At 62.1% G+C, this 18,850-nt stretch carries 22 protein-coding genes; 10 read left to right on the forward strand and 12 right to left on the reverse strand.

Translation table 11 applies throughout. The features are described from left to right. Positions 1–8: 8 nt before the first annotated feature. Positions 9–986 carry a serine hydrolase domain-containing protein gene (locus VUN82_01160; GenBank protein ID XAS72496.1) on the reverse strand — a complete coding sequence of 326 codons (978 nt, stop codon included), beginning with the start codon at positions 984–986 and terminating at the stop codon, positions 9–11. Between the two features lie 137 nt (positions 987–1,123). Here VUN82_01160 and VUN82_01165 point away from each other — a divergent pair, with 137 nt between their 5' ends. The 4 genes from VUN82_01165 to VUN82_01180 all read left to right on the forward strand — a co-directional run bounded on the left by VUN82_01165 (position 1,124) and on the right by VUN82_01180 (position 3,351). Beyond that, entirely contained in the window at positions 1,124–1,633 is a 510-nt protein-coding gene (locus VUN82_01165; GenBank protein ID XAS72497.1) for a sigma-70 family RNA polymerase sigma factor, read from the forward strand. A 1-nt stretch (position 1,634) separates the two neighbouring features. After that, complete coding sequence (locus VUN82_01170) at positions 1,635–2,666, forward strand: hypothetical protein (GenBank protein ID XAS72498.1); 1,032 nt, start codon at positions 1,635–1,637, stop codon at positions 2,664–2,666. 260 nt (positions 2,667–2,926) lie between these two features. Continuing rightward, positions 2,927–3,124 carry a hypothetical protein gene (locus VUN82_01175; protein ID XAS72499.1) on the forward strand — a complete coding sequence of 66 codons (198 nt, stop codon included), beginning with the start codon at positions 2,927–2,929 and terminating at the stop codon, positions 3,122–3,124. Next, positions 3,121–3,351 carry a hypothetical protein gene (locus tag VUN82_01180; GenBank protein ID XAS72500.1) on the forward strand — a complete coding sequence of 77 codons (231 nt, stop codon included), beginning with the start codon at positions 3,121–3,123 and terminating at the stop codon, positions 3,349–3,351. The genes VUN82_01175 and VUN82_01180 overlap by 4 nt, the downstream gene beginning before the upstream one ends. Here VUN82_01180 and VUN82_01185 read toward each other — a convergent pair. The 5 genes from VUN82_01185 to VUN82_01205 all read right to left on the reverse strand — a co-directional run bounded on the left by VUN82_01185 (position 3,348) and on the right by VUN82_01205 (position 8,181). Then, positions 3,348–4,412, reverse strand: coding sequence for a beta-propeller fold lactonase family protein (locus VUN82_01185; GenBank protein ID XAS72501.1), 1,065 nt, complete (start codon positions 4,410–4,412; stop codon positions 3,348–3,350). The genes VUN82_01180 and VUN82_01185 overlap by 4 nt on opposite strands. Positions 4,413–4,414: 2 nt before the next feature. Further along, complete coding sequence (locus VUN82_01190) at positions 4,415–5,245, reverse strand: aldo/keto reductase (protein ID XAS72502.1); 831 nt, start codon at positions 5,243–5,245, stop codon at positions 4,415–4,417. A gap of 83 nt (positions 5,246–5,328) precedes the next feature. Beyond that, a complete protein-coding gene (locus VUN82_01195; GenBank protein ID XAS72503.1) occupies positions 5,329–6,366 on the reverse strand; it encodes an NAD-dependent epimerase/dehydratase family protein in 1,038 nt (345 codons plus the stop codon). Then, positions 6,363–7,334, reverse strand: a complete 972-nt coding sequence (locus VUN82_01200; GenBank protein XAS72504.1) for an aldo/keto reductase — start codon at positions 7,332–7,334, stop codon at positions 6,363–6,365. The genes VUN82_01195 and VUN82_01200 overlap by 4 nt, the downstream gene beginning before the upstream one ends. A 25-nt stretch (positions 7,335–7,359) precedes the next feature. Then, positions 7,360–8,181 carry an aldo/keto reductase gene (locus tag VUN82_01205; GenBank protein XAS72505.1) on the reverse strand — a complete coding sequence of 274 codons (822 nt, stop codon included), beginning with the start codon at positions 8,179–8,181 and terminating at the stop codon, positions 7,360–7,362. A gap of 231 nt (positions 8,182–8,412) precedes the next feature. On the opposite strand from VUN82_01205, the gene VUN82_01210 reads away from it, so the two are divergent. Further along, positions 8,413–9,297: a helix-turn-helix transcriptional regulator gene (locus tag VUN82_01210; GenBank protein ID XAS72506.1), complete on the forward strand. Its 885-nt coding sequence runs from the start codon at positions 8,413–8,415 to the stop codon at positions 9,295–9,297. A gap of 54 nt (positions 9,298–9,351) precedes the next feature. On the opposite strand, the gene VUN82_01215 is transcribed toward VUN82_01210, so the two are convergent. After that, positions 9,352–9,561, reverse strand: a complete 210-nt coding sequence (locus VUN82_01215) for a dodecin (GenBank protein ID XAS72507.1) — start codon at positions 9,559–9,561, stop codon at positions 9,352–9,354. Between the two features lie 108 nt (positions 9,562–9,669). Then, the gene (locus tag VUN82_01220) at positions 9,670–10,476 is read right to left on the reverse strand and encodes an SDR family oxidoreductase (GenBank protein XAS72508.1); all 807 of its coding nucleotides are present in this window, start codon (positions 10,474–10,476) and stop codon (positions 9,670–9,672) included. A 163-nt stretch (positions 10,477–10,639) separates the two neighbouring features. Between VUN82_01220 and VUN82_01225 the strand changes: the two genes are divergently transcribed. Then, positions 10,640–11,071, forward strand: coding sequence for a universal stress protein (locus VUN82_01225; GenBank protein ID XAS72509.1), 432 nt, complete (start codon positions 10,640–10,642; stop codon positions 11,069–11,071). Positions 11,072–11,183: 112 nt separating this feature from the next. Here VUN82_01225 and VUN82_01230 read toward each other — a convergent pair whose 3' ends face one another. The 4 genes from VUN82_01230 to VUN82_01245 form a co-directional block, all read right to left on the reverse strand. After that, positions 11,184–11,567: a hypothetical protein gene (locus tag VUN82_01230; protein XAS72510.1), complete on the reverse strand. Its 384-nt coding sequence runs from the start codon at positions 11,565–11,567 to the stop codon at positions 11,184–11,186. Then, positions 11,568–12,185 (reverse strand): nucleotidyltransferase domain-containing protein, encoded by a 618-nt coding sequence (locus VUN82_01235; GenBank protein XAS72511.1) that lies wholly within the window; start codon positions 12,183–12,185, stop codon positions 11,568–11,570. A 68-nt stretch (positions 12,186–12,253) separates the two neighbouring features. After that, entirely contained in the window at positions 12,254–12,955 is a 702-nt protein-coding gene (locus tag VUN82_01240; GenBank protein ID XAS74575.1) for a FadR/GntR family transcriptional regulator, read from the reverse strand. 79 nt (positions 12,956–13,034) lie between these two features. Then, on the reverse strand, positions 13,035–13,838 hold the full coding sequence (locus VUN82_01245; GenBank protein XAS72512.1) for an alpha/beta hydrolase: 804 nt from the start codon (positions 13,836–13,838) through the stop codon (positions 13,035–13,037). A gap of 131 nt (positions 13,839–13,969) precedes the next feature. Between VUN82_01245 and VUN82_01250 the strand changes: the two genes are divergently transcribed. From VUN82_01250 to VUN82_01265, 4 genes are all read left to right on the forward strand, one after another. After that, complete coding sequence (locus VUN82_01250) at positions 13,970–15,457, forward strand: four-carbon acid sugar kinase family protein (GenBank protein ID XAS72513.1); 1,488 nt, start codon at positions 13,970–13,972, stop codon at positions 15,455–15,457. 36 nt (positions 15,458–15,493) lie between these two features. Then, complete coding sequence (locus tag VUN82_01255; protein XAS72514.1) at positions 15,494–16,396, forward strand: NAD(P)-dependent oxidoreductase; 903 nt, start codon at positions 15,494–15,496, stop codon at positions 16,394–16,396. Positions 16,397–16,492: 96 nt separating this feature from the next. Continuing rightward, positions 16,493–17,962 carry a GntP family transporter gene (locus VUN82_01260; protein ID XAS72515.1) on the forward strand — a complete coding sequence of 490 codons (1,470 nt, stop codon included), beginning with the start codon at positions 16,493–16,495 and terminating at the stop codon, positions 17,960–17,962. Continuing rightward, positions 17,962–18,837: a class II fructose-bisphosphate aldolase gene (locus VUN82_01265; protein ID XAS72516.1), complete on the forward strand. Its 876-nt coding sequence runs from the start codon at positions 17,962–17,964 to the stop codon at positions 18,835–18,837. Before VUN82_01260 ends, VUN82_01265 begins: the two co-directional genes overlap by 1 nt. Positions 18,838–18,850: the final 13 nt, after the last annotated feature.

Raw genomic sequence — 18,850 nt, forward strand, 5'->3', positions numbered from 1 at the left:
AGTTGGGCTCAGGAGGCAGCCACCGCGTTGAAGAGCTCATTCGTGTCCACGCCAAGGTCCGGGGTGTCCAGGATGTTAGTCAGGAACACGACGCACCGGTCCTGCTCCGGGAACATCCACCATTCCGTGCCCGCCCACCCGGGGTGACCGTAGATCCCTTGGGCAATCAGCTCGGATTCGTTGGCTGGCATCTGGAAACCGAGGCCCGTGTGCCGCAAAGGCTTGGGCCGGACACTGATGTGCGAAACCCCGGTGGTCCTTGGCCGGCGCATGGCCGCAAGCGTGGCGGGCCGCACTGCCTTGCCGGAATCGCGCAGCAACTCGGTGCCGAGATTGAGCAGATCCGTGGCGGTGCCGAACAACCCGGCGCCAGGATGCTTCTTTTTGTACATCCCTTCAACGTCCAGGCCTTGCTCTTCTGCGCCACGGAGTGTGTGCGGGTTGCAGTCCGTGTGGAACGTGAGGCCTTTCGCGCCGGTGTCCTCAGCCAGCGAACGAACCTGCTCTTCGAACGGGCGGCCGTCGGCCCATTCGGCCATGGCGGCTGCGCCCTCGAAAGCCACATTGCAGTACTGGACCAACGAGCCAGCATAGAAGGCTTGCTCCGCCGTGGTGAGGTCCTCGCGGAGGGGAGTGCCGCCGTCGAGCTGTGTATCCATGATTCCCGACCGGTGACTCAACAAGTGTTCGAGGGTCACGGTGTCCGTGCGGTGGGCGCCGAAGCCGGGGAGCGCGTCCGTCAATGAATTGCCGAGCGACAATTTCCCCAGCTCAACCTGGCGCATCACCGTCATCGCGCTGATGGGTTTAGTGACTGAGAACAGCGCAAAGTGGTCATCGGTGGTTGCCTGCCGGTCGCCGTCATGCCCAAAGGCAACGACGTCGGAGATGCCGTGGCTGGATGCGATTCCCAGCACTGCCACCGGCACGCGGCCTTGGTCCACCTGTTTGCGGGCCCAGTCTGCAGCGGGACCTGATTCCACCATGTGACTTCCACGCTTTCGCTCGGGTTCGGTGAGACGAATCTATCGAAAATTCTCCGAGCCGCGTGTAACCCCAGGACGTGGGCCGGAAACTATAGAAGTATCCTGCAGTTCAGGACACTACTTTCAGGGGGAAAATCGTGCTTTCCGAGCGCGAACTGGCGTTTATCGCCATTCACAAAAACAGCTATCCGTCCGTTTTCAGATTTGTCCGCCGCAGGGTGGAATCGGCGGAAATTGCCGAAGAAATCGCGGCGGACGTTTTCCGGGTCGTGTGGCAAAAATGGGACGACGACTCCCAACCCGATATTCCATACCTGCTCGCTGTTGCGCGCAATCTGGTGGGCAACGCCTATAGGAGCCGTGACCGGCAGCAGGCACTGCAGGAAAAACTACGCACGACGGCGGTGGAGCGTTTCGGGGACGACTCCGAGAACGTCGTTGTACAGGATGCCATGGCCCGCCTCCGCGACCAGGACCGGGACATCCTCCAGCTGGCCTATTGGGATGGTTTGGGCTGTGCCGAAATCGCGCGGGTACTCAACTGCAGTGAATCAGCAGCCAAGGTCCGCTTGCACCGCGCACGTGGTGCTTTCCGGAAACAGATGCCTGCAGGTGTCGAAACGACTACACACAAGATGGGAGTCTGAGATGGACCAGATCAAGAGCCAGATTTCCGCGATCGACCCTCTTGCCCAGGAACCAGAGGCCGAAATCAACGGCGAAGAAGCTTTGGCCCGTATGCTGACCGGGCCCAGGGTCTTCAGCGACACTGTGCCGGCTGGCGTGATCTCCCTCCAAGATCGCAGGAAACGAAAGGTCCGGATTGCCGGAGCGTTGTTGCTGGGAGCGGCAGCTGTCACGGCAGGCGTCCTCGTGGCGGCCAACTTTGGGCCTGTGAGCTCGACGCCGGCGCCGGCAGTCACCGTCACAACCCCTGAACCAACGCCAACGCCGAGCATGTCCGCCACACCTTCGGCCAGCGCATCAGTGACGCCCTCCAGCGCTCCGACGCCGGTCACGCCCACTCAGGCGGCTCCTGCGATCGTTCCGTCGGTGGCACCAACGCCGACACCTACAGCACCACCAGTTGCAGCCTTGCAAAAGTTCACGTTCCCGGATGGACACATCTCCTTCAACTATCCGAGCGGCTGGACTGTCCGGACGGAGCAGGGTCCATATCTTTCGGAGGAAACGAAGGCCGCATCCCAAGGGGCCACCATCCTGGATAGCGCCGGGGACAAGGTCGCCTTTGTGTCCAGCGGGTTCTACGGAGACGGCACGGCGGGGCGGGTGGATCGGACAGTCCTGGACCGGGCAGTGGTTCCTGGTATCAGGGACATGTCAGACCAGCAAGTGGAGTTTGGCTTCTTTTCAAACAAAATCCAATTCATCCCCTACGACGGACCGGCCTACGAGGGCATGCCTTCAGCTCGTTCCGGCCCCAGCGATGATCCTCCCATTTACGCCATGGATATTCGCTTGTCGTCCGAGCTGGAGCCAGGAATTACTAGCTCTGGCACCAACCTGATCCGGATGCCCAACGGATTCATGAACGCATACGTTGTGTTCGATCCTGACAAGCAACCCACCTTCGCCACCCCCGAGGCAGCGAAGGCCTGGATGGGCAGTACGCAGTACTCGCAGCTGAAAGCCCTGCTGCTGAGCGTCAGCTACAAATAACTCCCTCTGAGTAGCAGTAGAGCGCGTTCTGAGCCCTCAAAACGCGCTCTACTGCGACCTAGTTGGGCGGGTGGCGCGCTTTCTTACTCGAGAATGAGCCCAAATCGTATTGTTCAGCTGCATGACATCATGCGGAAATGCTATGCAATTGCCTATAACGAACCGTTTGAGACTTGCATAGGGTTGAGGAGATCTGCTTCACACCAGGCGCTGCTTCCCAGTATTCGGCGCCCTGAACTACCCAAGGATGAGTTTCAACGATGAAGAGCATCGCCCTCCTGCGCGAACGAGCCACCCGTGTCATGCCCACCGGTTCCCACTGCCCGGCCTCGGGTTTGTGGAGCCCGGACTCGGACCCCGATGCCGTCCAGGTGTTCGCCGAAGGTCACGTCCTCCCGGCGCACAACGGAGTGCCGACCGTCTGGCGGCGCCGGACCGCTGGCGAAGTCTCAGCATGACCAGCTCCATCCTGAACAGGCCTGCTGACTACCGGCACGTGCCGGCAGCCCAGTGGACTGAACTGGGCGCCGGCGATCGCGTCTGGATCTACGATGTCGCCTGGGGCGCCGGTACCGGCCGTGTTGACGACGTTTCGCAGCACCAGGAACTGTTGTGGGTGGTCCTTGAACCCACTGGACGGAAGCTGTTCTGCGGAACCGACGACGTCCAGGTCTGGGCGGCCTAACCCGCCGGAACCAGCACGCTCGGGGACCCCGTCTCCACCCTGCCCACGGGTCCGTCGGGCAGGCCGGTTTCGGGGTCGAGCCTGTAACTCAGGACGTCGTTGGAACCTTCATGTGCCACCAGGAGCCAGCTGTCGCAGACCAGGTGGTGCCGTGGCCAATCGCCCCCGCTTGGCACATCGGCCAGGGGCGTCACGTCCGTGCCCTGGCCGCCCACCTTCAGGACGCAGATCCGGTTGGAGCCCCGGACTCCCACATAGACGAACCGGCCGTCAGTGGACATTGCAATCTCGGCGGCGGAGTCGCCGTCGAACGCTTTGTTGACACTGGCAGGGACCACGGCCGTGAGTTCGCACACTCCCTGCGGTTCGGCCCTGACAGCTGCAACCTCAATCGAATACTCCGTGTCGATGAATACCGTTCCGCTTGGATGCCGCACCATGTGCCGCGGGCCCGAGCCCTTGGGCAGGATCACGTGGTGGTCCGGCAACAGGCCCTTGCCCGGCTCAAACCGCCAAATCCGCACAAGGTCGTGGCCGAGATCGGTGGTCATCACGCGACCGTCGGGAAGCATGAGGCTGGAGTGCGCGCGGCTGGGCCGCGGCTCGTCGGTTGGTCCGGTCTGATGGGGGTCGACGGCGGCTTCCGCAGTGGTCCGCGACGTGATGGCGCCGTCGTGGTCCAGTTCGTAGAGAATCACTTGGCCATCACCCCAGCAGGTGACCACAATGAATCGCCCCTGCGGATCCGCCGCGACGTGGCAAGCGGCTTCGCCCGCCGACCACGGCTCGCCCATTTGCTCCAGTTCAGCGATGCCGGTACGGCGGTAGGCCCGTACCATCTTGCCTTCCTCGGCCACGGCATAGAGCACTGGGAGCGTTGGGTGAATGGCGAGGAAGGACGGCGAGTTCGCTGCGACAGCCAAGCCTAGGGAGGTCAGTTTCCCCTCTGTATCCAGGGTGACGACGCCGATGCCTTCGCCATTTCCGTTCCTGTCGGCTGTGTAGGACCCCGTCCAGATCAGTTTTTTGGTGCCTGCTGTTTCCATGCCGTGTTCCCCCATGCTTAGTGTCCCTGCACGTCCGAGTCGACGCCCGCATCAGGCCCGGCGTCGAGGGTTTGTAACCTTCTCAGGTCATCCTGGTCCAGCTCGAAGTCGAAGACGTCAAGGTTCTCCTGCATCCGTTTCGGGTTGGAAGTCTTGGGGATGGCAACCAGGCCCTGCTGGACGTGCCAACGCAGAACAACCTGGCCGGGCGTCTTTCCGTGCTTGCTGCCGATGCTTCCCAGAACCGGGGCATTGAGGAGATCGCTGCTGGCACCAAGTGGACTGTAGGACTCCGTGACAATCCCGTGTTGCTCGTTGAACGCGATGGCAACAGGACGCGGGATGGCGGGACTGACCTGGATCTGGTTGACCGCTGGAATAACATCCGTTTCCCTGAACAACCGGTCAAGGTGCGAGGGCTTGAAATTGGAAACGCCGATGGAACGCACCTTGCCTGAGGCCTGCAGTTCCTCGAACGTCTTCCACGTGGAGACGAACTCGTCGCGGCGGGGGAGCGGCCAGTGGATCAGCAGCAGGTCAACGTAGTCCAGCCCGAGGCGTTCCAGCGAGCCATCGAGCCCTGCCACTGCCTTGCCTGAGCCCTGGAATCCGCCGTCCAGCTTGGTGGTGACAAAGAGCTCGCCCCGGTCCACCCCGCAGGCGCGGATTCCGTTGCCGACTCCCTTCTCATTGCCGTACTTGACTGCCGTATCAATGTGCCGATAACCGTGTGAAACAGCTTCGACGACGGCGTCAGCAACCTGGGCATCATCCAGGGGCCATGTACCCAACCCCAGTTGCGGAATCTTGTAGCCGTCGTTGAGTTCAATGAGCGGGGCAAGTGTCATGTGCATGATCTCCTCTAATGCTTCAATCTCGACGGGCGGGTCTCTTTGCTGTTCTACGCTGGCCACGGACTGCTTGGCAACAGCTACCGCCCCGCCACTCTTCGAGCAGACCACTCATAGAGCCGATCGCTCAGCTCCATGAAGTCTTCCGCCACCACCTGCAGTTCCGGATGCTGATCGTGCCAGTCGATGATCTCCCTCGCGCCGTCCGCGAACGGGATGGTTGCCTGGTAGTCCGGCACCAGTGCCTTGATCTTGGAGTTATCGAACACCACCGAGTGCGAGCGGTCACCCAGGAGGTTGGGGCCAAGCTCTTTGCTATGGGCGGCGATTGTCTCAGAGGAAACATGGAACAGCTCAGGTTCAGGAACGCCAGCCGCCCGGGCGAAGAGACGATAGATCTGGTTCCACGGCAGGAACTCGTCGGAAGTAATGGTGTAGCTCTCACCGACAGCCTGCGGCCTTCCCAAGAGCCCAACGAAGGCCTTGGCGAAATCACGGCTATGGGTCAGCGTCCACAGGGAGGTCCCGTCCCCATGAACCAACACGGGCATTCCCGCGCGCATGCGGTGAATGTCAGTCCAACCACCCACCATGGCGATCTTCGTCCGGTCATAGGTGTGGGATGGCCGGACCACCGTCACCGGGAAGTCCTGCTCGCGGTAGGCCTCAAAGAACAACTCCTCGCAGGCAATCTTGTCCTGCGAGTACTTCCAAAACGGGTTCTTTAGGGGAGTCGATTCCCTGATGGGTAAGGTGGTGGGTGGCTTTTGATACGCCGAGGCGGAACTGATGAAAACGTACTGGCCCGTCCTCCCTCGGAACATCTCCAGGCCAGCCCGCGCATGAGCCGGTGTGAAGGAGATGAAGTCCGCAACGGCGTCGTACTCCCTTCCGCGAAGTACCTCCCGCACAGCATCGGTATCCCGGATGTCCGCATGAAGTACTTCAGCACCCTCAGGAACCGGCCGCCCGGCTGACCGTCCCCTGTTGAGGATGGTCAGCCGGTGGCCCAGCGCGACGGCGCGTTCAGCCGCCGCCGCGCTGATGACCCCGGTCCCGCCGATGAACAGGATGTTCCGCGGCGAGACGGTGTCCGCTTGTGGGAGGAGGGTGCTCACCAGGCGTAGTCCTCCGGGGCGGTGCGGTGTCCCGGGAAGATGCCGTCCAGCCGCTTGAGGGCATCGTCGTTGAGGGTCACGTCCAGTGCTCTAATTGCGGCATCCAGTTGATCCTGAGTGCGCGGTCCAACAATCGGCGCCGTCACGGCAGGCTGATGGAGTAACCAGGCCAGCGCAACGTCGCCGGGCTTCTGCCCAAGTTCATCCGCGAAATCCTCGTACTGACGGATCTGGTCCTCATGCTTGCGGAGCGTCTCCAGCGCACGGCCTTCCGTGCGGCGCACGCCCTGCTCCTCCTTCTTCAGTACGCCACCCAGCAGGCCGCCCTGGAGCGGAGACCACGGGATCAAGCCGAGACCGTACTGCTGAGCGGCGGGGATGACCTCAAGCTCCAGCTCGCGCCGGAAGAGGTTGTAAATGGACTGCTCGCTGACCAGCCCCGTGTAATTCCGCCTGCGGGCGGCTTCCTGGGCCTGGGCGATGTGCCAGCCGGCAAAGTTGCTGCTTCCCGAATACAGGATCTTGCCCTGCTGGACGGCCACCTCGATTGCCTGCCAGATCTCATCCCACGGTGTCTGACGGTCAATGTGATGGAACTGGTAGATATCGATGTAATCCGTCTGCAGCCGCTTCAGGCTTGCATCCAGGGCACGGCGAATGTTCAACGCGGAGAGCTTTGATTCATTCGGCCGATCCGTCATGGTGCCATACAGCTTGGTGGCCAGCACGGTCCGTTCCCGGCGCTCGCCGCCTTTCGCGAACCATCGCCCGATGATTTCCTCGGTCCATCCCCTGTGGCCCGAGCCGCCGTAGACGTTGGCGGTATCGAAGAAGTTGATGCCGGAATCCAGTGCGGAATCCATGATGGAGTGCGCCGTTGCTTCGTCCGTCTGGGGGCCGAAGTTCATGGTGCCCAGGCACAGACGCGAAACTTTCAGGCCGGAGCGCCCAAGGTTGGTGTACTGCATGTTTTTGGTCCTCTACTTTGTCTATTTAGAGCTGGGTAAAAGCCGCGACGGCGGGATCGGAACCTATGCGGGCCCCGGCCTCCATGGCAGTGACCGCAGCCAGTTCGGATTGGGTAAGAGTGAGATCGGCGGCGCCGAGGTTTTCCCGCATCCTGGCAGAGTCCGCGGACTTGGGGATCACGATGGTTCCCTGCGCGAGGTGCCAGGCCAGAATTACCTGTGCCGGCGTTGTTTCGTGTGCGGCAGCCACCAAGGCCACTACCTCGGCGTTCAGGTCCTTGCCCTGCCCCAACGGGCTGTACGCCTCAACGGCGATGCTGAGATCGCGGCACTTGTTTGCAAGATCGGCCTGCTGGTACGTGGGGTGCAGCTCGATCTGGTTCACGGCCGGCACCACGTCCGCTTCCCTCAACAGGGTGTCGACGTGGTCTGTGAGGAAGTTGGAGACACCGATGGACCGAATCTGCTTGTCCTGGTAGAGCTTCTCCATCTCCTTCCAAGCCTGCGTGTACAGCCCCTGTGAAGGGACGGGCCAGTGGATCAGGTAGAGGTCAACTACCTCCAAGCCGAGGGCGTCGCGGCTTCGTTGGAAGGCGTCGTACGCCTCGCCCTGCTCTCCGTTGCGGAGCTTGGTGGTGATGAATAGGTCTTCCCGGGGAAGGCCTGATGCGGCGATGGCGGCGCCCACGCCGGCCTCATTCCGATAGGCGGCGGCAGTATCGATGTGCCGGTATCCCGCCTCCAAAGCGTCTTCCACCACCTTCTGTGTTTCTTCCGGAGGCACCTGGAAAACACCGAATCCGAGCTGGGGAATGGTGACGCCGTTGTTTAGGGTCAGCTCTGGCATGAGGTCTCCTTCGAGGTAGATATGTCCAAGCCCCCCGTGGTTCCTGTGAGTTCGGCCGGGTAAGCCGGTTTTCCAGAAAGCGTTTTCGGGAGGCTCTGTACTGAGCCTATTCAGTTTTCGTCGGAGAGTCAGCAACCCAGCCTGATCCTGTTTTTCCTAGGTCTGGCAGTCCTACCCAAATCGGTGGTCCTGCTCTGGTCATGCCCGCCGCGATAACGGCAGAATGGACGGATGGGTCAAAGCGCCGAGTTCGGAAAATTCCTCAAAGTCATGCGAGCCCGCCTTTCGCCGGAGGACGTCGGGGGCCAGGGGTCCACCGGCTCACGAAGGGTGCCCGGTCTCCGCCGCGAAGAGGTGGCGAGGCTCTCCGGGGTGAGCACCGACTACTACACACGCCTGGAGCAAGGCCGGAACATCCACCCCTCCAAGGCTGTCCTCGACTCTGTAGCGAGGGCACTGCGCCTGGACGCGGGGGAGCACGCGCACATGCTGGACCTGCTGGAGCACTGCGCGAGTTCGGCCGGCAATCCCGGCCCCGCCCAAAAGGTCCGCCCCGCGTTGCGGCAGCTGCTGGACGCCGTCGGGGATGTTCCCGCGATGGTCCTGGGGCGACGCGCGGATGTACTGGCCGGAAACCGGATGGCTCATCTGCTGTTCACGGATTTCACGGCGCTGCCCGCCACTGAGCGGAACCTGACCCGCTGGATCATTCTGGATCCTGCGGCGAAGGAGCTGTTCAGGGACTGGAAAACCGTGGCCGCCGAGGCAGTGGGTGCCTTGCGGATGGATGTCGGCAGGCACCCCAACGATCCCCAAACCAACCAGCTCGTAGGCGAACTTGCGGTGCACAGTGAGCATTTCCGTCAGTGGTGGGCGGGGCACAGGGTGGCCTCACGCTCTGCCGGCACGGTGAGATTGCACCACACGCTGGTTGGCGATCTTGAACTGAACTTTGAAACGCTAAGCCTCCCGGACGATCCCGACCAGCTGCTGAGGGTCCATTCCGCGAAGGCGGGCTCGCCGTCGTCGGACGCTTTGACGCTGCTCAGCAGCTTTGGCGAGGTACCGGCAGCGATCCAGCCGGCCCCCGAACCCGCCCGCCGAGATGACAATTGACGCCCATGTTTTTGCTGAACATGGGCGTCAACTGTCATCTCGCGGGAGAGGGGATCAGCGCTCCAAGCGGAAACCAAGCTTGATGGTCACCTGCCAGTCGGCAATTGCGCCGTCCTGCAGATGACCGCGGATCTCTTTCACCTCGAACCAGTCCAGGTTACGCAGCGTCTGGGAGGCGGCGGCAATGCCATTCCTGACGGCCGCATCGACGCCCTCGGAAGAAGTGCCAACAATTTCGGAAACGCTATATGTGTGGTCAGCCATGGTGCTCCTCATCATCGTCCCTGAATCTTTGAAAATGCTGGCCCGCTCGGCAGGCCGTTCCTGCAGACTAGCCCACGGACGTCCGTGCGGGCCAGAGGTCTGGCGGGCTCAGCTTTCGCGCCAGTCGTTGCCCGTGATGTGCGATCCTGCGTGCGGTCCCATTTGGAGCATTCCACCGTCCACGGGCCACGAGGCGCCAGTGACGTAGCTGGAATCCGGGGAGGCCAGGAAAGCGATGACGGCGGCAATTTCCCGTGCGTCACCGGGGCGGCCAAGGGGTACGCCCGGCCGCTCCTTCTGCCTTGGGTCCTCGTCCGTTTGCCCCGTCATGGGCGTTGCGATCTCACCGGGAGCAACGTTGTTGGCGGTGATGCCAAACTCTGCAAGTTCCAAAGCCATGGTCTTGATGAGCCCGCCAAGGCCGTGCTTGGAGGCGTCGTAGGCAGAAGCTCCAACGCGCGGCTGGAACTCGTGCACGCTGGTGACAGCGATGATGCGCCCGCCGCGGCCCGCATTGACCATGCGTTTGGCGGCTGTCTGCATAGCCACGAATGCACCGTTGAGGTTGGTGTCCAAGGTGGACATCCAGGTGTCGTAGTCCAGTTCCAGGAACTTGGTGCCGTCGCCCGTTCCGGAGTTGTTGACGAACACGTCCACGCCGCCAAGTTCCTCGGCAAGCTTGTCAATGCTTGCAGCGGTTTCGGAGACTTTGGTGGTGTCCAAGTGCTGCACCACCGCTTTGCGGCCCAGGCCGCGGACTTCTTCTGCGGTGTCCTCGGCACCCTGCTGGTCGGTGTGCCAGGTGATGCCGACATCCATGCCTGCCTTGGCCAGAGCAACCGCCGTGGCGCGTCCTATCCCAGAGTCAGATCCTGTGACGATGGCGGTTTGCGGGGAAAATGATGCCTCGCTCATGTCCTTGCCTTTCGGTCGCGTGATGGTTCCGATGACTTATCCCTACCCGGACACACCGGATCGTAAACACTCGGTTGGAAGATGCCAGGTCCCGGCGGGGGATCACGATGGAGTGTAGATTTTGAGCAGCACCACCAGTGAATTCCCACAACCAGGAGTACTCATGTCTGAAGTTATTGTCGTCGGCGTTGACAGCAGCGAAACGGCCAAACGCGCAGCAGTGGCAGCAGCGAAGCTTGCCACAGCCCTTGGCGCCGAGTTGCATGTCATCAGCGGGTTCTCCGATGACCGCATTGAAGAATTTGGCAGCGGCAGCGACCGGATCACCGTTTCTTCGGCCGACTCCGCAGAATACGTGGCCCGCAAGGTCTCTGAGGAACTTGACGTCCCCAGTGGCAACATCAAGTACTTCGCAGCCCGCGGTACGCCGGCCAACGCGCTCATCAACTACGCCGAGACCAACAACGCCTCGCTGATCGTGGTAGGAAACAAGCGGATGAAGGGCCTGGGCCGTGTCCTTGGCAGCATCGCCAACAGCGTGGCACACGGTGCTCCGTGCGACGTCTACATCGTGAACACGGACGTGGACGCGTAGCCCTTTCTTATTAGGTAGCAGCAGAGGCTGTTTTGGAAGCTCAAAACGGCCTCTGCTTGCTGTTCAGGGAGAATTCATGGCCTTGGCAAAAGCTTCGGCCAGCCCCTGGGTGCTATCTTCGGGCGAATTCCAACAAGGCGCTCATGGCCCTTGTGGCTTTCTTGAGCTGCTCCGTGGTGACGGCATGGTGCCCGTAGCCAGCGCGAGTTTTCATGCCCAGCAGAGTGGTTAAGTGCTTGGCTGCAGCTTCATCTACCGTCCTCAGAAGGCCCGCAGCCTCACTGTGGTCTTGACTCTGTGCGAATCGTCCGAGTCGGGCAATGCAGATGGCGTCAGAGGCGGCAATGCCGGCGTGGACGCAGAGTGTTGCCACGGCATCAGCCACTTCATGGTGTTCCTCAGCCAGTTCGAGTGCGTCCAAGGCAACTTTTTGGAATTGCACAGCCTTATTCAAACGACCCAGGCGGATTGCTTCGCTTCCTTGGGCGGTCCTCATTTACGCGACGCTGTCGGCGCGTAGTACGCGCCTCAGCCAGGTAGCGTCGCCGAAAAGTGTGTACCCGTCGGTGATGATCGAATCGAAGATCGGGGAGGGTGCAACTTCGGACTCCAGATAGACCAGGGGCCGCGTGTCGTTGCCTGTCCACGCACTGACATCGGCGGCCAGCTGCGCAATCCTGTTGTCAGCCTGCGACTCGTCACTGGAGTCATTGAGGGCTATGAAAAGGTCTATATCGCTATCGTTGCGCATGTCGTTACGTGCAGCTGAGCCAAAGATCGTGACGACCAGGGGCGAGAATTCCCACATCTTGATTTCGCTCCGGATGCGGGCGAAGAGGCGATCCTTTGTGAAGGCCATCGCGATCACTGCCTCGGCCAAAAGGTGATCACGGTTGAGCCGGAAAACGTGCGTTCTTCCGGCCACCTTGTCCAAGACGATGCCCTGAGCGACGAGGCGAATCAGGGCCTTGCGAACGCCGGCAAGGGAACTGCGCTCGGGAAGAAGGTTGGAGAGGTTGGGGGCTGTGAACTCGGCATCAGCGCGCGCCAAGACGTACAGCACACCCATGTCAAGCGTGGGGCTGATGGTCGTCAGCGGGTTCTGCAGCCGCATGGCGTCTCCCAGATCTACTATTGTGCACTTATAACTACAATAGTAGACATCCGCCAAGGCACTTGGGTCTACGCCTCCAGGACGTACGTCTTCAGATCGTCCAAGGTCTGCTGCATGTGGGCGTCCATGGCCAGCCGGGCCTCATGCGGATTCCGTGACTCCAAGGCCGCCGCGATTTTCCGGTGATGGCCGATCGCGTGCTCCTGGATGTCAGCGAAGGCTGAGGTCTCCGTGCGCCGCGCTTCGAGTACACGATGCAGTGGCTCGAACAGTACGGCCACGAACACGTTGCCCGAGGCGTGGAGGATGACATCGTGGAAGGCGAGATCAGCTTCCACAAAGGCGGCCACGTCATTAACCTCGTGTGCGGCCTGCATCTTTTCGACGTGCTCTTTGAGGGCGATCAGTTCATTGTCCGAGATACGTTCCGCAGCGAGTTCGCAAGCGCCGGTCTCCAGCATCCGGCGTAGCTCGATGAGCTGGACGGCGGCGGCCGCATCTTTGGTTCCCTCGGAAGCGGCACGCAGGACTGCCTCCAGGGATGCCCACTGGTTGAGCGGATTAACGAACGTACCGCGGCCACGTTCCACGCTGAGGATCCGCTGCGCCTCGAGGGTCTTCATGGCTTCGCGCACGGTCATGCGGCTCACCTCGTGCCGGGCGCTGAGCTCCAGTTCGCCAGGGACAATTGTCCCGGGCGGAAACTCGCCCGCGATGATCCGGTCCAGCAGCTCATCAGCAACGACGCCCACCAGCGACTTACGTGCCATGTATCCCCATTTCCTGTAATTCAGACCATCCGGCACCTCATGGATGTTTTCCTCCAGGCGCGGATGGTTGTCAGACATCTTACGCTGGCGGTGGCCAGCTCGTTTTCCAAAATTCACACAAAGTCTTAGCGCATTCTTCCGGCTGCTCCCAGTGGACGCTGTGGCCGGCGTCGGGAATTACCTTCAAGGTGCGTGTTGGGCTTGCCGCCACGAACGCGGTCATCTGCTCGATGGACCGCAGGCGGTCCTCGGTTCCAGCGATCACCAGCAGCGGCGCCTGAACGCGGCTGGGCACTGAAGGTTCGACGCCGGTCATGGCCGCCCAGGCGCTGGCGGACAGAATCCGGAACGGCGTATCGAATCCTTTGCTGAGCAGCTCCATGTCTTCCGCGGAGAGGTCCCCGTACCAGGCGTTCATGAGCTTCAGCCTGGTATCGGCGTCGAAGAATCCCTGCTCAAGCTGTGACATCAGGAGGCTCTTGAACGCCTCGTTTTGAGGCGCCGGAACCATTCCTACCAAGGCCAGCGTGGCCACTAGTTCTGGGTGCTCTGCAGCCAAGGTCAGTGAGACGCTGCCACCCATCGAATGCCCCACAAGGTGTACCGGCCCTTCTGTGCGCGTGCGGATCGCTGCTGCAACGGAAGCGGCGGCGGTGTCCAACGTCCAAGGGAAGTCGGACGGCAGGTCCTGGCCCGGGTGATAGCCCGGGAGGTCGAGAATCCAAACTTCGCGTCCGGCGTCGAGCAGTATTTTCGCGAGCGGCTCCCAGTACACGGAGCCCGAGGCCCAGCCGTGAATCAGCACGACGGGGACTTGCCCTCCGGGGGAAGACGTGGGGGTTCGAACATCCACAAACGGGAGCGGAGCTGCGGTGCCGGCCATGTCTCCAGACTAGTGAGGCACGGCATCTTGCGCGGTGAAGAGCGTTGTGTCACACTGGCTATGAAATGTTAGATGTCTGACATCTTACATTCACGAAACCGCTACAAAGATTTCCCACGATGGAGTGCACAGTGACCCTTGAAGCCGACGTTCTGGCCGCTTTCCCGGCGGAAGTACACATTCCTGCCCAGCTGGTTGCTGAGGCTGTTGCTGCGTCTTCGGCCGAGGCCCCACGCGTCCTGGTCGTTCTTGATGACGACCCCACCGGAACCCAGTCTGTTTCGGACCTCGCCGTCCTCACGCGTTGGGACGTCGCTGATTTTTCCTGGGCCTTTGCCTACATACGGGAGAACCAAACCAAGCCCGCCGTGTACGTCCTGACCAACACCCGTAGCCTGGACCCGGCCGAGGCGGCAGTGCGGAATGAGGAAATCGTTCGCAACGCACTCGCGGCGGCAGCCGGCAACGTGAAGCTGGGCTTCGTCAGCCGCAGCGACTCCACCCTGCGTGGCCACTACCCGCTGGAGCCCGATGTCATTGCCGCCACGGTTGCGGCCGAGACCGGTGAAACCACTGACGGCGTAGTAATTGTCCCAGCATTCCCCGACGCAGGAAGGGTCACCATCGGCGGCGTGCACTACATGCGCGGCACCGGGGAAGAAGCTGGCAAGCTCACCCCCGTGGCAGAGACAGAATTCGCCAAGGATGCCAGCTTCGGCTTCGTCAACTCCGAGATGGCCAAGTATGTGGAGGAGAAGTCGCACGGCCGGTTCCCCGCCAGCGACGTGATCGTTCTGGATCTGAACATTATCCGCGCCGGGGCCTCCGCCCAGGACCCCGCCATTTCCGCCAAAGCGATCGCCGATGCTCTTGAACCGGCCACGAACTCGACTCCGGTCGTGGCCGACGTCGTCACAGAGAACGACCTCCGGGCCCTCGCGCTTGGCCTCGAAGAAGCCGAACGCCGCGGCAAGAAGCTCCTCTACCGCGTGGGCCCACCGTTCGTCCGTGGCCGCATCGGTCAGGAAATCCGCACCGCCTTGACCTCCGAAGAAGCGTACGCAGGCAACACTCCCTCTACGGCCGGTGGCCTGATAGTGGTCGGCTCGCACGTGGGTGTGACCACCCGCCAGCTCAGCGCCTTGACGGCCGCGCACAGCTCTGCGCGCATTATCGAGATCGACGTTGAGAAGTTGCTAGCTCCTCAAGCTGACGGTTACATCGCCACGGTGGTGTCCGACGTCGTCGACGCCCTCCACCAAGGCGACGTCATCGTCCACACCAGCCGCCTGCTCATTAAGACCGACGACGCCGCAGCGAGCCTGAAGATCGCCCGCACCGTCTCCGCCGCCGTCGTGAATGTAGTGAACCGGACGTTGAAAACCTTCGCGCCGCGGTTCGTCATCGCCAAGGGCGGCATCACGTCCTCGGACGTTGCGGCGCACGGCTTGGAGATCCGCCACGCGATCGTCCGCGGGCCCATGCTGCCGGGCATCGTCTCGCTCTGGGAACCGGTGGATGGCCCCGCGAAAGGCATCCCGTACATCGTGTTCGCCGGCAACGTGGGCGATGACCAATCCCTCGCCCAGGTCACCCGCAAACTCAGCGCCACTTTCTAAACTCCCGGAAGCCCACAAAATTCAATGGAGAACACCATGACCAGCAGCAACTACACCATCACCGTCCTGGGCCTAGGCGCCATGGGCCTGCCCATGGCCACCCGCCTGGCCTCTGAGCTGACCGTCCACGGTTTCGATATCGCCGAACCCCGCTTGGAGCTCGCTGCAGCAGCCGGTATCAAGACTTTCGCTTCTGCCCGCGAAGCTTCGCAGGATGCCGACGCGCTGCTCCTGGCCGTTCGCAACGGTGAGCAGCTCAACGATGTCCTGTTCGGCGAAAACGGCGTTGCCTCGGTTCTTAAGCCCGGCGCAGTCGTCATCCTCGGCAGCACCGTTGGCACCGAGGCCATCCCGGCCACAGTCGAAAAGCTCGCAGGGTATGGAGTCGCGCTGGTGGATGCTCCGCTGTCCGGCGGCCCGAAGCGCGCGGGTGAAGGCGACCTGCTCATTGTTGTTGGAGCCGAACCAGAGGCCCTCGAAAAGGCCCGGCCCGCGCTGGAGCTGTTGGCTTCTACCCTGAGCATTGTTGGCGACAAGCCCGGCGATGGCCAGGCCCTCAAGACCGTCAACCAGCTTTTGTGCGGTGTGCATATCGCTGCTGCTGCCGAGGCCATGGCTCTGGCGGATGCCCTGGGACTGGATCAAGCCAAGACCCTCGCCGCCCTCGAAGCCGGCGCTGCGGGCTCCTTTATGCTCTCCAACCGCGGCCCCCGCATCCTGGAGGCCTATACGGAGGAAGGCGCCGAGGTCCTCAGCCGCCTCGACATCTTCGTCAAGGACATGGGCATCGTCGGCAAGGCCACCCGCGCTGCCGGCCTTGCTGCACCGGTTGCTGCTGCTGCAGAACAGCTTTACCTTCTCGGCCAGGCCCAGGGCCTCGCCGCCGCCGACGACTCCGCCGTCATCAAGGTTGTCGCGCCCACAAAGCGCACCAACTAACCCACCAAAAACCCGCGACGCCGGCGGTCCCCCCTTCGTCGTCGTCGCCACCTCCCGCCGGTCTTTTAGACTGGTATGTCAAAGGAGACACCCCCAATGAATCCCCTCATCAACTCCTTGATGGTCCGGGCTGCCGATGCCCCTGCTATCAAACCGGCAGTGGAACTGGGAACACCCTTGTTGCTGACCATCGCGGCCGCGGGCATTGCCCTGCTGCTGGTGCTGATCATCCGCTTCAAGATCCAGGCCTTTGTTGCCCTGTTGGCTGTCAGCATCCTGGTAGGCGTGGCGGCCCAGATTCCGCTCAAGGACATCTTCACCGTGGTGGCCAACGGTGTTGGCAGCACCATGGGCAAGGTTGCTTTGTTGATTGCCCTCGGCGCCATTCTTGGCCGCATGATTGAGGTATCCGGCGGCGTGCAGTCGCTGGCCACGCATTTCACTGAGAAGCTCGGAGCCAAACGCGTTGCCATCGCTTTGACGGCCGTGGGCTTCCTCGTGGCGATTCCGGTGTTCTTCGAGGTTGGCGTCATCGTCCTCGTCCCGATTGTTTACGCCTTCGCCAAGATCGCGAACGTTCACCCGATCAAGTTCGGCCTGCCCATGGCCGGCATCATGCTGTCCATTCACGTGGCTGTGCCGCCCCACCCGGGAATCGTTGCGGGCGCTGGTGTCTTTGGCGCCGACATTGGGCTTATCACTCTTATCTCGCTCATCATCTGCGTGCCCCTGGGCTTCCTGTCCTACTGGGTTGCCAGCATCATGAACCGCAAAGACTACGAACTGCTCGCTGGCGTCAAGGCGCAGGTGGACGAGTTCGGTTCCGCTGACTCGCTCGTGCACGTTGGCCATGACGGTCCCGGCGCCCGCGCCATCGCCCCACCCCGTCCGGGCCTGATCATGTTCCTGATCGCTGCTCCGATCGTCCAGATCCTCGTGGGCACCCTGGGAACGCTGACCATTGCCAAAGACAACTACTGGTACGGCGTGGCTGCGTTCATCGGCAACCCGTTCTTCGCGCTCCTTGTAGCTGTAGCCCTCTCCTTCTTCCTGCTGGCGGTCCGCCGCAACTGGTCACTTAAGGAAACCGGTGAGATCTTCGAAGGCGCCCTTCCTCCGATTGCGTCAATCCTCATGGTTGTCGCAGCGGGCGGCGTGTTCGGTGAAGTCCTCCGCACCTCCGGCATCGGCGCAGCCCTGTCCCACACCCTGGACAGCCTGGGCTTGCCGGTGATCGTGCTCGGCTTCATCATCTCCCTGGCACTCCGCGCCGCCCAGGGTTCGGCCACCGTCGCCATTGTCACGACGACGGGCCTGCTTACCTCCGCTGTGATGGAAGGCGGCTACACGCCCGCCCAGATCGCCGTGATCGTGATCGCCATCGGATTCGGCGCCTTGGGGTTGTCCCACGTGACGGACGCAGGTTTCTGGACCGTGATCAGGTACTACGGGCTTACCGTGACCGACGGTCTCAAAACCTGGACAGTCCTCACCACGATCCTCGGCCTGGCCGGCTTCGTACTGACGTACGTCGCATGGATCCTGGTGGGAGGTTTGGCCCACTAATGCGCGCCAAACTCGATCAGCTGGTCATCTCCGCCCTCGCTGATGGCTCTGCTGTTCCGGCTTTCACCTGCTACGACTTCACCACTGCGTTGGCCGTTGTTTCGGCGGCGGAGGAAGCCAGGCTCGGTGTGATCCTGCTGGTAGCACCCAAGACGGCATCCACTCCCAACGGACTCCGGCTCATCGCAGCACTTCGCGGCCTGGCCGACGACGCCAGCGTTCCCGTATCGGTCCAACTGGATCACGCCTCGGACCTGCAGGTCATCAAGGATTCTGTGGCAGCCGGGGCGGATGCAGTCCTGGCCGACGGTTCATCCTTGGCCTACGAGGACAACATAGCCTTGGTCCGCGAAGTCCGTGCCGCCTTGGATGCCCAGGGCGCGTTCGACGTCGTGATCGAAGCAGAACTTGGCGGCCTCGCCGGTGACGAAGACAAGGCTTTCGGTACGGAAGGTTCAGCGCCCGACGCCGATACTTCAGTCGCCGGGCTGACTGACCCTTCGCAGGTGGCGGACTTCGTTGCACGCACTGGTGCCCAACTCCTGGCGGTAGCCGTGGGTAACGTCCACGGAAAGTACAAGGGTGAGCCCAACATCCGCTGGGACGTACTCCAGGAAGTTGCTGCGCGGACGGACGTGCCTTTGGTGCTGCATGGCGCCTCAGGCATCCCGGCTGAGCAGCTCGCAAAAGCTCCTTCCATGCAGGTCGGCAAGGTGAACTTCAACACCGAGCTGCGCACCGGAATCCTGGCCACCCTTGAAGCCGAAACCCCCGCGCACCGGGCAGACGGTGAGAACCTCCAAGGCCTGCTGGCTCGATGGAATGGTTCCGCGTGGTCCTTCGCCGGAGCAACGCTGGCGATGCTGAGTGACTGACACAACCCCGCCC

Source organism: Micrococcaceae bacterium Sec5.1 (assembly GCA_039636795.1).
In the GTDB taxonomy this organism is placed as follows: domain Bacteria; phylum Actinomycetota; class Actinomycetes; order Actinomycetales; family Micrococcaceae; genus Arthrobacter.